Annotated in this window: 7 protein-coding genes; 4 read left to right on the forward strand and 3 right to left on the reverse strand. The window is 52.7% G+C overall.

What is annotated here, in order from left to right; genetic code table 11:
* Nucleotides 1–38 precede the first annotated feature (38 nt).
* Nucleotides 39–4187 (forward strand): hypothetical protein, encoded by a 4149-nt coding sequence (locus SH302x_RS08205; protein WP_479368245.1) that lies wholly within the window; start codon nt 39–41, stop codon nt 4185–4187.
* A gap of 180 nt (nt 4188–4367) precedes the next feature.
* Nucleotides 4368–5531 (forward strand): sugar-transfer associated ATP-grasp domain-containing protein, encoded by a 1164-nt coding sequence (locus SH302x_RS08210; RefSeq protein WP_479368246.1) that lies wholly within the window; start codon nt 4368–4370, stop codon nt 5529–5531.
* A 68-nt stretch (nt 5532–5599) separates the two neighbouring features.
* Here the strand turns inward: SH302x_RS08210 and SH302x_RS08215 are convergent, their stop codons facing one another.
* The 3 genes from SH302x_RS08215 to SH302x_RS08225 all read right to left on the reverse strand — a co-directional run bounded on the left by SH302x_RS08215 (nt 5600) and on the right by SH302x_RS08225 (nt 10928).
* Nucleotides 5600–8683 carry a valine--tRNA ligase gene (locus SH302x_RS08215; RefSeq protein WP_479368247.1) on the reverse strand — a complete coding sequence of 1028 codons (3084 nt, stop codon included), beginning with the start codon at nt 8681–8683 and terminating at the stop codon, nt 5600–5602.
* 2 nt (nt 8684–8685) lie between these two features.
* Nucleotides 8686–10254 carry a citramalate synthase gene (gene cimA / locus SH302x_RS08220; RefSeq protein WP_479369250.1) on the reverse strand — a complete coding sequence of 523 codons (1569 nt, stop codon included), beginning with the start codon at nt 10252–10254 and terminating at the stop codon, nt 8686–8688.
* Between the two features lie 323 nt (nt 10255–10577).
* Nucleotides 10578–10928, reverse strand: a complete 351-nt coding sequence (locus tag SH302x_RS08225; RefSeq protein ID WP_479368248.1) for a hypothetical protein — start codon at nt 10926–10928, stop codon at nt 10578–10580.
* 569 nt (nt 10929–11497) lie between these two features.
* On the opposite strand from SH302x_RS08225, the gene SH302x_RS08230 reads away from it, so the two are divergent.
* Entirely contained in the window at nt 11498–12103 is a 606-nt protein-coding gene (locus tag SH302x_RS08230; RefSeq protein WP_479368249.1) for an RNA polymerase sigma factor, read from the forward strand.
* Nucleotides 12093–13667 (forward strand): serine/threonine-protein kinase, encoded by a 1575-nt coding sequence (locus SH302x_RS08235; RefSeq protein WP_479368250.1) that lies wholly within the window; start codon nt 12093–12095, stop codon nt 13665–13667. The genes SH302x_RS08230 and SH302x_RS08235 overlap by 11 nt, the downstream gene beginning before the upstream one ends.
* Nucleotides 13668–13704 lie beyond the last annotated feature (37 nt).

Below are 13704 nucleotides of genomic sequence, written 5' to 3' on the forward strand. Positions count from 1 at the left end.
AATTCAGGACGAATCGCAAATGGATGGTTTTCTGCTAAGTGAGTGACAGCTACAACGCCAAGGAACGTGACGAGGACTTAGTCCATGTACTTGGTTACATGAATTTCTCCTCGGGCCGTCCGGATACGAAAATGCTTTCGGCGGTTAACCGCTTGTACGGGTTGGCCTTGCGATCAGGTTCGATAACCAACCGGCCATTTGCTGGGATGCCTGCTTGGCTAACCGTCCAGCAATGGTTGCAAGATCGACTGGCGACTTTGGCTCAATCGCAGCCTGCGTTCGCGGAAACAGGCCAAGCGGCCGAGGTATTGTCTTTGGTTTGGTTGGACATTCTGCCATCGTACCTAGACTTCCATCGCGATTTGTTATTCCATCAAGAACCCGAGGGCTTGTTCAACGGTTTGTTTTTGGGCCGAGCCATCCAGACCGTGGTCGCACAAGGCGGACCGTGGAATGAGACTGAGCGGATCATTACCAACGCGATACGTGAACTGAATTCTTTTGTAGGCTACCGCCCGGTGGCGGTGCTGGAAACCGGGCAACTGGAGCCTTATTCGCACGAGTGGGTCTGTCCGATTCCGCTTTATTTGGAACAGGTTGGTGTTGCGGTTGGACCTTACGAAAGAATTATTACCGTTGCACTCGAAATCCTGCGGGCTACTCACCCGGAAATCCTGCGCAGTGCATCGTTTGATCCCGACTTACTCCAAGAGTTAGCTGTTGACCCTCGAGCGTACGATTTTGATCATCCAGTCAACAAACGCCCCAACTTCCAGTTCGGTTCATGGGATATGCGTTCGGCTGACGAACAGGGCTACTACCGTCGCTTTGTTTTGCAGCAAGTGACTCTTGATGCGCTCAATGCACGAGTGTTGTCGGAAAAAGAACTGTCCGAAGAAGAGGTGTTGTTCGAAGCCGCCACCGTTTTAGCCGGTACGATGCTAATGGCATCGGGAATCACTGGCTGGGGGCCTACTGCGAACGATTCAACCGTGACCTTGGTCTCTTTGTTACCACCCATCGCGGCTTATCGAGATCGCTTTTATACCGATGTGCTTGCCAAGATGACGGGGCCTCATGCTGATCGATTGCGAGAGGAAGAAGCCAAACGCCGGCAACCATTCGGTGGCGCGCGGCAGTATTTGAACTCATTCATGGCAAAAAAGCGTGCTAGTCAACTAGAGCATGTCCAGCTCGCACGTCTGTTTGCTCGCATGGGCAGCAGCGATAGTGCTCGAGCGGAAACGGACGAAGTCGCAGTTCCATCAGCGCGAATGATGTGTCGCATCGATTGTTTGTTGACTTCTGGACGGCGCTTGCTGCGAGAAGGGGATTTGCAAAAAGCGATCTCTATTCCGTCCGACATCATCGATCTCTTGCATCGTGGAATTGAGTGTGGTGCGTTTGTCGATCCTTGGAACATTTTGGGCTTTGCTGGGAATTTCCCTTACTTTCCCAGCAGTGACGCGGCCAGCGAAGATCACCGTATCGCTGAGATCAACGAGTTGCTGGAACGTATCGCAGCGTTCTTCTCTCGTATTTGGCGCGAGGCGGCGGCGGCTGATGATTCTATCGTTTCGGAAAAGATCCGCTTATGCTTCCTGGACTTGGCAAATTGGTGGCATCAGTTTGCTTCGCATGAACTGACGGAAATCAACGGCATCAATCTGCTGGACAGCTATCAAAGTGCCGAACTTGTCGCGCGAGCCTTGCGGCTTTGGCATGCGGGTGGAGCTTCTGCCGGCGACGTCCGCTTCTGGGGGCAACATGCAGAACTTTTTGATTCCCCTCGAGCGTATGCGCTTGTGATAGAAGCGCTGCTTGAACGCCATGACTTTGTGGCTTCACTTGCGCTGTTGGTCCATTGGCTGAGCGAGTCTAGCAAGACGGGCTTGCGCAGTGGAGAGACGTCGTTTGCTGAACATGCCGAAACTTGGTTCTATCAGGTCAACGGTCACTTTACGCTAGACCATCAGACTCAAAAGACCTTTGACACCGAACGCAAAGCTGAATCTGCGTCAGGAGTTGTACCGCATCCTTCCATCGACGAAGTCTGGAAGTTGAGCAAGCGGTTCTTTGACTATATCGAAGCCAATGCGGATGAATATTGGCAGCCACCGTCGTTCAACTTGGGTGATCCTAAAACGAAAGCTGCGCCGACAGATGCCCTGGATTCTCCGCCCAGCGAAGCGTGGCCTGCAGGTGATGGTGCCGACGAAGAATCACCTTACGAAGCGGCCTACGAAGGCGTTGTCTTTGAAGATAGCACCGACGACGGGCACGAAGGTGCAACCTTTGAAGAGGAAACCGATTCGCAAGATGAACTCATTGCGGAGTCGAGGCGTCTAAGCGAACACCTCACGTTCTTGATTGCCATTGCTAAGATGTGGAAGCATACTGCGCTGCGAATCTGCGCGGATCATCGCAACATCGATGCTACCAAAACGTGCATGCAGGATCGCCTTGAATCCTTACAGCAATGGTGTATCCAGTGCAGCCGACACTTGCGCGGTTGCCTGCGTTTGATTGATCAAGTCAAAGTTTTTCCGGTTACGCGTGGCGGTGCCGATCAAGATTCCATGTCTCGCTATGACCGCAAACGATTGATGAAGGAATCATTGCTCGAACGCATCATTCAGTCAGCTCTCGAAATTGCTGACTCAAGGCGAATGCTGTTGGCCGCGATTGCTGCGTTCCAAAACGATCGACCTGACTCGGTCCACCTGCAGTGCGACGACTTGGGCGAAAATGATTGGGACGTTGTTCAGCTCTACGCCAGCCTACTTGCTGGCCGCCACGACTGTGTCGATGAGCAGTTCAATGTGTTTTTAACTGCCTTGCGAGCAGAGAAACTGTTGTATGTCCCCATGGCACGCGGCGGAGATCCTCTTGAGATTTTCCGCGTGCGATTAAGACGACGTTCGTTGTCGCATCTTTTGACTTGGCTGCCCCGGCAGGGATTGATTTTGTCCGCTTGTCGGCTGCTGGAAACCGCTCGAAATATGGAGCACCATAATCCGGTTGGGCCCGGTGCGGTGACGGAGTTCGACGAACTGTTTCATATCGGATTTGTATCGATCGCTCGAGCTGTCGTCCGGAACGCCTACAGTTTCCGCCCCAACAATGGTGCTACGCCATTCATGGAACTGGAGGATATTGTTGAAACGGATATCAATGAACCAGCGGTACCCCGCTTGCTAGGATTGATCGAGCGTTCGATTGAAGTGCTGCTGCACAGTTGGCTCATGCACTCGCGCACGTTGCGGCTCAGCGTTTTAGAGTTGATCGATTCGCCTGCGACCTGGTCCGAATTGACAGAGTTCATTAAGCAATATGGCCAAGGCATTTTCACGCAAGGGTTCCTGAAGCTGGGCAATGTGCGAGCGATATTGCATCAAGGGGTCGCCAATTGGTTGCGCCAAGCTCAAGAGCAACAAGAAACAACAGTGATCGATCCCATCTTGATCGCGATCGAGTCGGGCAAGCTGCCGTTAGAAAAAGCATCCAAATGGTTGACAATCATTTTGGAGTCGGTGCTTGACCATCACGCAGAGTACCGCGACTACAACAGCACGACCACGCAGTCAGATCGCGGTGAGATGATCTACATGTTCCTGGATTTCTTAAGGCTGCGTGTTCGGTATGAACGCGTTTCCTGGAACCTGCGACCTGTGTTTTTCGCTCATGAAGTACTGGTGCGAAATGGTTGCCAACAGACCGCTTTGCAATGGCGTCGCGCACTGGCCGAACGCGTTGGACGGGAAGCGGCCTCCTATTTGAGCGAGCTGAACAAGTTGCAAGAACGTTATGCCATGCAGATGCCAACCGTCGCAGACCGATTGAACGAACGGTTTCTTAAGCCGATGAGTATCGGTCGCATGCGAGCGTTGGTTCGCCCGGCAATGAAGCAGCTTCAGGACAATGGACGTCCTGTCTCCTCCGCTTTTGAACTGCTGCTGCAAGAAGCACATTTGAATATGCGAGAGCCTTCCGGCGTGGGGTTTGAGATTCCGGAATGGTTGCAAGCGCTGCATGAAGAAGTGGACCAGATCGTCAGCAATCGTTGGTCGCAGATCAAGGATTCGGCCTTCGAACGTGCCGTACCATTCGTGTTCTTGCGTGCCGCTGAGATCGAAAGCCAATTGGATGCGTTCGCCAAAATGATACGCACCAAGAATTTAAACTGATTGTCCAAATTGCAGGCAAGCGTCTCCGGCGGGCTGCCTGTCGGTCGCGGCTCTCACGCCTGTTTCGTGCCGGTTCTTTCTTGCTTTCCATGGTCGCTTCGGTGGATACTCGAATTATACTTCGAGCAATAAATCCATTTGAAACTAGATCTCCAAGCCAAGCCGTCGTTCCGCTGACCCATGAGAAAACACCTAAGCCAACTAGCGCAGAAGGAACGCAAGCGAAGGCTAAAGACCACTTATTCCGCAATTGCCAAATGGGTACAAGTCGCTGCTGCGCACCGTCAAGCGCGACGGCACTTGCAATTGATTCAAAAAGAACATGGAAGCTTGGCCCCTCAACTCAAGCGACAAGCTTCCGACTATGCGCAAGACGTACTGGGCAATCGCCGACACGCCGTCGGTCTTTACACTTACATGGCAATTCAGCGGGTCTTCAAAGAAGGTTGGATTCCGAACTCATACTACATTCAGCATGTCCTTCCTGCGACCTATCGAGCCGCTGGTCTTTACCGCGAGCGTCAGTTTATTGGACGCTTCTTGAACGTCGATAACGTACCAGATATCGGATATGTGCTCGGAGGAAAGCTTTACGATCGTCAGTTCCTTCATCTGTCCAAGTCGCAGACGCTCAACATTCTATTCGCAAATCGTGAATCGATTATCTTTAAAAGCAATCGGTCTGCACGAGGCCAAGGAGTTTATCGAGTCACGCGTGCAGACTTTGAACAAACCGCCGTGGAACACCTTCCAGACGGGGTGTTTCAAGAGATTGTTTGCGTTCATCCCGCATTCAAAAACCTTCTGCCAGATCGAGGGCCAACTGTTCGTATACTGACAGTCCGAGAACCGAACGGTCAGCTCACGGTTCGGACCACTTGCTTGCGATTAGCGAGGTTGTCTTCTCCCTTTGTCGAGGCTTCTTCGGAGATCTGCGTACCGATTGACCAAAATACCGGTGTACTTCACAAGGTTGGGTACTCAGGCAAAGAATTCAAGATGCATCTCAAGCATCCAGACACTGGTTTTGCATTTGAAGGCTTTGAGATTCCGAATTATTCAGCGGTTCGACAGGAGCTTTTGCAGCATCATCAATCGTTCCCATACTCGGACATCATTGGGTGGGATGTCTGCATCGACCAAGCGGGAGAAGCAAGGATCATTGAATGGAATCTTTTGCGAGCTGGGATTCGGTTTGATGAAACGGTGGTTGGTCCGAATTTTCGGGGGCTAGGCTGGGAATCGCTGTGGAAGCGGCCCGCCGACAGGGAAGGCGTTCTGAGTCATGAGTTGACGCACAACGAAATTGCACTCAACACGAGCTTGGTTTCTAAAGGGTTCTGACCCTTTAGAGTCAATCGGATCGTTCGGCAAGTATTCAGAGCTTTTTAATAAGCAAGCGGTGCTGCCCGCTAGCTGCCCAATCGCTTCAGTTGTTCCAGCGATGACTGAGCGATATCTCGTTGTGAGATCAGGTCATTCAGCGAAGCTCGCTCTTTCTCGACAACTGCCGCCGGAGCACGAGAAACAAACGTGTCGTTAGACAGCTTGGATTCTTTACTTGATATCTGCTTAATCAGATTCTCAAGCAGCTTCTCGTTGCGTTGGATTTCCGCTTCGACATCGATCAGCTTGGATAGATCCACGTAGACAATCATCTTGTCCAGTGTCACAGTTGCATTGATTGCAGGCGGCTGGACGTTGTCACCCAGTTGAGTAAGTTCCGCAGAAGCCATCGATTCGACAAACGGCATCATCGGTCGCACGATCTTTGCGATCGACGCTTCGGCTTGTAGACTAAACGACACGGTGTCCTTCGGCGGTACGCTTTGCCTGGCCCGTATTTCGCGGATAGCACCGACCAATGCCGTAAACAGTGCGAATTGCTGTTCGATATCCGGAGCTTGATCCGCAGTTCGATAGGTTGGCCAATCCGCCAGCATGACATAGTTTGCTGCTGGTTTTGCCATATCCAAATCTCGAATCGGCGCAAACTTAGCCAACTGCTGCCAAATCGCTTCGGTTACAAATGGCATAATCGGGTGCAGTAGTCGCAGAAGTTGGTCCAGCGTATGAGCCAAAACTCGTTGTACCGTAGTTTTAGATTCAGCGGATTGCAGTCGCGGCTTAGCAATCTCCAAATAATTGCTGCAGAAGTCATCCCAAGCAAAATCATAGATGGCTCTTGCTGCATCCGCATATCGAAACTCTTGGATCGCGGCAGTCATCGATTGGTTGACCGTCGACAATCGAGAAAGCAGCCAGCGGTCTTCCAGTGCAAGCTGTGATCGGTCGATCGCTCCTGGAGTAAAACCTTCCAAGTGCATCATCGTAAAACGAGCTGCGTTCCAAAGCTTATTGGTAAAGTTACGCGCCGATTCAAATCTTTCGCTGACGACGGGCGCTTTTGGCAATGCTTTGTCGGCTGGCGATTCAGCCCACTGCGTCGAAAACTCTTGCGAGCACTTCTCGCACTTCAAGCGATGCTGTTGCCGATTCTGCTTCGTCTGATTGATTAACGCAGAACAATGAGGACATTCGAACTGCACGGGCATCCGAACATCTTGAGTTTCCGTCGTCAGCCAGCACAAGCCGAATCGCAACGCATCGGCACCGAATTTGTCGATAACATCGATGGGGTCCACGCCGTTGCCCTTGCTTTTGGACATCGTTTCGCCGTAACCATCGAGAATTTTCGGATGGATAAAGACTTCCTTGAATGGAATCTCGCCGCAATTGTTGAGCCCCATAAGTACCATGCGCGCCACCCACAAGGTGATGATGTCACGTGAGGTTATCAAAGTGCTGGTGGGATAGAAATACTTCAGCGCATCGGTTTGTTCTGGCCAGCCCAAGGTGGAATGCGGCCAGAGGGCAGATGAAAACCAAGTGTCCAAAACATCCTCTTGGCGAACGAACCCCAGCGACTCCACCTTGGTCTGCAACGTTGGGTTTTCGCCGCGCAGCGAGACATGCAGAATCGATTCGCCCTCGAGGCTCCATGCAATCTCGCCTTGGCTTTCCTTGGCCAGCGTTTCGATGAGCTTTTGGCTACGAGAAAGCTTGTCTGCGGCATCAAATGTCTGCGACCAGATCGGAATCTGATGGCCCCACCATAACTGACGACCCACAGGCCAATCTCGTTTTTCGCTCAGCCAGTCAACGTAACCACTCGCGTACCGATTCGGGAAGATCTTGACTCGTCCGTCTTCCACCGCATCGATCGCAGATTGAGCAAGGCTGTCCATCCGCACAAACCACTGGTCGGCAAGATAGGGCTCAATCGGCGTCTTGCTGCGATCGGAGTGAGCAAGCTCAATCTCGCGGTCTTCAACCAATTCCAGTAATTCCGCTGCTTCGAGGTCCGCGACCACGCGCTTACGAGCTTCTTGAATGGAGAGTCCGGCATAGGTACCGGCCTGCTCATTCAGTTTGCCATCGGGTTGCAGGATGTTGATCATCGGTAAGTCCTGCCGAAGTCCAACTTCGTAGTCGTTGGGGTCATGGGCGGGCGTGATCTTCACGCACCCGGATCCCAGTTCGGGCTTGGCCCAAATGTCAGCCACCAGTGGGATAGTTCGGCCCGTCAGTGGCAACGTCACGTGTCGCCCGTCGGCAGCCATCTTGGCAAGTAGAATCAATTGCGGCAGAACGGTCTGCTTGCGTTCATCGACCTGTTCTAGCTGTTTTTGGATGGCGGGAGCTTCCTTTTCGTTTGCCGCTTGCAATTTTTCTTTCAGAGTGGCCGTTAGTTTTTCTAACTCAGCCGCCGGGTCGGGATGCACTGCGACAGCGGTATCGCCCAAAAGTGTTTCTGGTCGTGTTGTAGCGACTACGACATAGCTCGGCTCGCCAGCCTTTGGCGATACAACGGGGTATCGAATATGCCAGAAGTTGCCTTTCACCGTTTCATGAAACACTTCGTCGTCGCTGACAGCGGTTTGCAGATACGTGTCCCAGTTGACTAATCGTTTGCCGCGATAGATCAAATCCTTTTTGAATAGATCAAAAAACGTTGCTTGCACCGCTTTGGCACATTGGTCATCCAGTGTAAATCGCGTTCTTCGCCAATCGCAGGATGCTCCCAGTCGTTGAAGCTGCCCGAGGATTCGCTTTTCGTACTGGTCCTTCCAGTCCCAGATGCGCTGCACCAACGCCTCGCGTCCCAACTCGTGCCGCGTGATATTCTCTTGTTCTTTGAGTCGTCGTTCGACAACCGCCTGTGTCGCAATGCCAGCGTGATCGGTACCGGGCATCCACAAGGCCTCAAAGCCTTGCATTCTGTGCATGCGAATTTGGATGTCTTGCAACGTGTTATTTAGCGCATGTCCCAAGTGCAAAGCACCCGTCACGTTCGGCGGTGGAATGACAATCGTGAAAGGCTTCTTCGCGGGGTTCACCTCCGCGTTGAAGCAGCCAGCGTCGTTCCACTGGGCGTAGATCCGCTCGCTCTCGCTAACAAAGTCAAATCGATTAGGAATATCTTCCGAAGCCATATTTAAATCTTTCCGTGATCCTTGTGAAGTTTGTATTCGACTGCGTCGATCAAGGCCAACCAGCTTGCTTCAATGATGTTTTCGCTAACACCGATGGTTCGCCAAGTCTTGCCGTTGTCTGATGATTCAATGTTGACTCGGATCTTGGCTGCCGTACCCGCGTCACTGTTGACGACTCGAACCTTGTAATCGAGCAAACGCATCGATTCGAGCGTAGGATAGAACTCGCGAAGCGCTTTCCGCAGAGCTGCGTCCAGCGCGTTCACGGGTCCGTGCCCTTGCGCGCCTTCAAAGCGAGTTTGGCCGTTGACGTCAACTTGCAAGACGGCTTCCGCATAAGCACCAGCGGAAGCGTCGCCCGCATCAACGCGGTACTTGGAGACTGCGAAATGCGGTTGAAACTCATTCGCACAGCGTTTGACCAGTAACTCAAACGAAGCTTCGGCGGCCTCATATTGGTAGCCCGCATTTTCCGCTTGCACGACCGCAGCAAGGATCTTTTCTTGCATCTCGCGATCTTGTGCAATGTTGCCCTTGGTGACCGCCACAATATTTGATCGCCCCGATAGCTCGCTGACCAAAATTCGTCGCTCGTTGCCGATAAGCTCTGGGTTCATATGTTCGTAAGTCGACGCGGCTTTGTTGATCGCATGCACGTGCATACCACCCTTGTGAGCAAACGCACTTTGCCCGACAAACGGTTGACTATTCCGCAGTTGCAGATTCGCAGTTTCATAAACGAACCGTGAAAGCTCCGTCAAGCGACTTAGCGAGTCACGGCAGTTGATCGTGTACCCTTGCTTTTTGAAAACCAAGTTGGCCATCAGCGCGATCAAGTCCGCGTTACCGCAACGTTCCCCAACGCCGTTGATGGTGCCTTGCACGTGGTCGCAACCAGCATCGATTGCGGCTAATGAATTGGCAGTCGCCATATCGCCGTCATTGTGGCAGTGGATACCGAGCCTAGCTTTGGTGCCTGCCAGCTTTTGCTGAGCGGCTTTCACGATCGCCGCAACCTCCTCTGGCAACGATCCACCGTTGGTATCGCACAGCACAATCCACTGCGCGCCGGCGGAGGCCGCGTTGTAGATCGCCTTCAAAGCGTATTCAGGATTCGCTTTATAGCCATCAAAGAAATGTTCGGCATCGTAGACCACTTCCGCATGGTTTGCACAGAAAGCCACACTCTCGGCGATCATCGCAATGTTCTCATCCAGCGAAACGTTCAAGACGTCGGTCGCATGGAAATCCCAGGATTTGCCAACTACCGTGATCACGTCCGATTTGGCGGCCACAAGTGCTTTCATGCCGGGGTCGTCTTGAGCCAAGACTCCACGTCGGCGCGTCATGCCAAAAGCCGCAATCTTGCTGCGGCCCAAGTCCAATTCACGGACTCGCTGAAAGAATTGGACGTCTTTGTCATTTGATAGCGGGTAACCACCCTCGATCATGTCGACGCCAAATTCCGCCAGTCTAGCGGCTACATTGAGTTTGTCCTGCAGCGACAGAGATACGCCTTCCCCCTGCGTCCCATCTCGCAGCGTGGTGTCGTAGACCAAAATGTTTCGCATATTGATTTCTGGTTGGGTGTTTGGCGATTGCTGAGCGGCACGCGGCAACTGGACGGATGTAGTCGGCATATTTTTGGTTCCACAATGTAACAAAAAACCCTCGAAGGTCGGATGCCCGGCCTGCGAGGGTTTGCTAATTTTTTGATGATAACTTCGAAGCACTACCCAATCGCGGCCGGACTTTGGTCCGTGCTAATAATCACGACAGCAATAATTCGAAGACGAACAGACATTTTTTGCGTTTAAATGGGGAAATTCCAAGCAGCCTGAATCCTATTTGGGATTCTCTTCAATGTCAACACTGCCGCGAAAAGGGCCTGAGCTTATCCCACAAGTCGTACAACGCGAACTTCGTCCAGGACCGACAGATTCTGAGCTATCGGATCAGCAGAATCCCAGATTGCCGTTTCGATCAGGACGATGTCCCAGGGATCACGAGCCACCAGCACCAGCCCATCGGCAAGCGAATTGCAGGTCCGCATGCGAAATCCAGCAAGATTGTATTGCAGTTGCGTTTCTTGCCGCAGCTCTCGTTGGGCCGCGATAACCAATCCCCGTGGACGGTAAGTAGGCCGTACGCTAACCGGATCCGGGTCGATGACCGCTGTTTCGCCAAGCCAATCGGCGACGACGCTGTCCCAGCGTTGCGTTCGTAATGGATTGGGTTGATTCACGGGCTTGGTCCTAAATGATGGAAGATTGGATCATCTAGAGAATCGGCAACGATCAGCGAAATTCTTAGGGCTGACGAAAGATTCACGGTTCTAGCGGTTTTAACGGTCGGGCAGCGCATGTCGTAGGCCGCTAACGAGGGTCGCTGTTAAATTGCCGGAACTTCGTCAAGCCGATCGTTCATCGCATCTGGTGTTAGTGAAGTCGACTAGTTTCCAGCGCCCGAAGTTACGGATTGGCTTTGGCTTTCCTTGTTCCGGCCTACGATTTCAGCCCGGCCGAGCGGGCCGGAGTGGCATGTTGTAGGCCGCTAACGAGGGTCGCTGTTAAATTGCCGGAACTTCGTCAAGCCGATCGTTCATCGCATCTGGTGTTAGTAAAGTCGACTAGTTTCCAGCGCCCGAAGTTACGGATTGGCTTTGGCTTTCCTTGTTCCGGCCTACGATTTCAGCCCGGCCGAGCGGGCCGGTAATAAGGTCGTTTTTTTCTAACTTCAACAAATTTTTGTGTCAGAACAGAAGTCGCTGCACTGTGTACCATGGTAGCGAACACTTCACGTCACGGTTGCATAATGAACGACGCCATTCCCGACACTCGACTTAGCCTGATCCTGCGGTTGCCCAAGCCCGACCAGCAGCAGGCATGGCAGGAATTCGTGGAAACCTACGAACCTTTCCTGTATCGATTTATGCGTCGACGAGGGCTGGAGGATGCGGCCGCTCAAGATGTCGTGCAGCGGGTCATGATGTCCGTCATGAAGTCCATCGAACGCTGGACGCCAATGGAAGGCGGGCCGAGATTTCGCAGTTGGCTGTTTACGATCGCGCGAAATCACTTGATCAATGAACGCAAGCGACAATCGCACGAGGTGCCCGTCGGGGGGCTAACGGCCCTCATGGAACTTGACTTGTCGCAGTTCGCTGATGTGCGAGCCATGTGTGACCAGACGGATTATCGTCGCGAGTTGATTTTGTTTGCTGCGGCTCGCGTGCGTAAACAGGTAGATCCGAAGACTTGGCAAGCCTTTTGGATGACATCTGTCGAAGGTCAGCCTTGTCAAACGGTTGCGGTGCAATTGGGCTTGGATATCGCAAGTGTGTACGCAGCGCGTAGCCGTGTGTTGCGTCGGGTTCGCGAGCAGATTGAGTTGATGTGGGAGTGTAGCGATGAACAATAAAGCCTTGAACCCCCTATATCCCTTCGAGGCCGGTGCGGGCTGTGCTCAAGTCGACTTGCAGTGCGTCATGGTCGGCCACGAACATGCTCAAGAATATAAGTTTGCGATGGAGCATTTGCAGACCTGCAGCGATTGCCAGTTGAAACTCGATTCGATGTTCGAGCAAGAGAATGTCTTTTCTGAAGTAGCCACAACGCTGCGAGATTCGGGCGAGCATGAGATCGAGCAATACGCCAACGCGACGTTTCATGATGATGTACAGCGGACACGGGACTATGAGCCGCAGGCGTTAGCCGACGATATGCAGCAGCAGTTGCACTTCTTAAAACCCGCATCGCATCCCGAGTTGATGGGGCGATTGGGGCGATACGATATCGAAAGAGTTGTTGGCGTTGGTGGAACGGGGATTGTGCTGAAGGCTTACGATACCGAACTGCATCGCGTCGTCGCGTTGAAAGTGCTAGCGGCTCATTTGGCTCATCATGCATCCTCGCGATTAAGATTTGCGCGAGAGGCCAGAGCGGCCGCGGCGATCTTGCATCCTAACGTGTTGCCCATCTACAACGTCGAAGCGGACGGCGATTCGCCTTATCTGGTCATGCAGTATGTGGCTGGTGAATCCTTGCAATCTCGTGTTGATCGCGTTGGGCCGTTGCCTGTTGAAGAAGCGTTGCGGATCGCGAAACAGACCGCTGCCGCGCTGGCTGCCGCACACCAGCAGGGATTGATCCATCGCGACGTCAAGCCCGCGAATATTTTGTTAGAAGATAAGACCGATCGCGTGGTCTTGAGCGATTTTGGGTTAGCGAGAACCGCTGACGACGCGGCGTTGACTCGCACTGGCGTCGTTGCGGGGACACCGCAGTATATGTCGCCCGAGCAAGCGTCTGGAGATGCGTTTGATCATCGCAGCGATTTGTTTTCGCTGGGCAGCGTATTGTACTTTATGCTGGCTGGGCGACCTCCGTTTCGCGGTAGTTCTGCCGTCGCGGTGCTGCATCGCATTTGCAAATATCCGCACGAGACAATCACTTTAGTGAACCACCAAGTTCCCTTTGAAGTCAGCAGTTGTCTGGATGTACTGCTACGGAAAAAACCGCAGCAACGCTACAGTTCTGCAACTGATGTGGCAGAGAAGCTGGAGTTACTGCTTTCAAAACATCAAAGCGGTTGCTTGCGATTAGGTCGCTCTAGCGATGGCTGGTACGCCGCCGCCGTGTGTTTGGCAAGCGTGTTGACGGTTGCCCTTGTACTATGGGTCTGGGGCGTCCGTTCGACTGGGGTAAGCACCGAGCTGCCGGATTCCAATCGAGCGATCGCAGAAGCAACCAACGCTAAAGAGAACCTTGGAGAGGATCAAACCATCCCAGCTTCGAGCGATGTGGGTCAGCAAGCTGAAGCGGAACTCTTATGGATCATGGCTAGCGGGATTTACCCAGAGAGCGGTTCGGATTCGTTCCAACAATTGCAAACTGAATTCGACCGTATCGAATCGCAACCGATCCTTGATCCATCGACTCGCACGATGATCGACAATCTGCGATTGAAACTAGAACAACCTTGATTTTGCGTCTGAACCATTTACCGTTTCCTCTCTAGGA

Source organism: Njordella calcicola, from assembly GCF_056494125.1.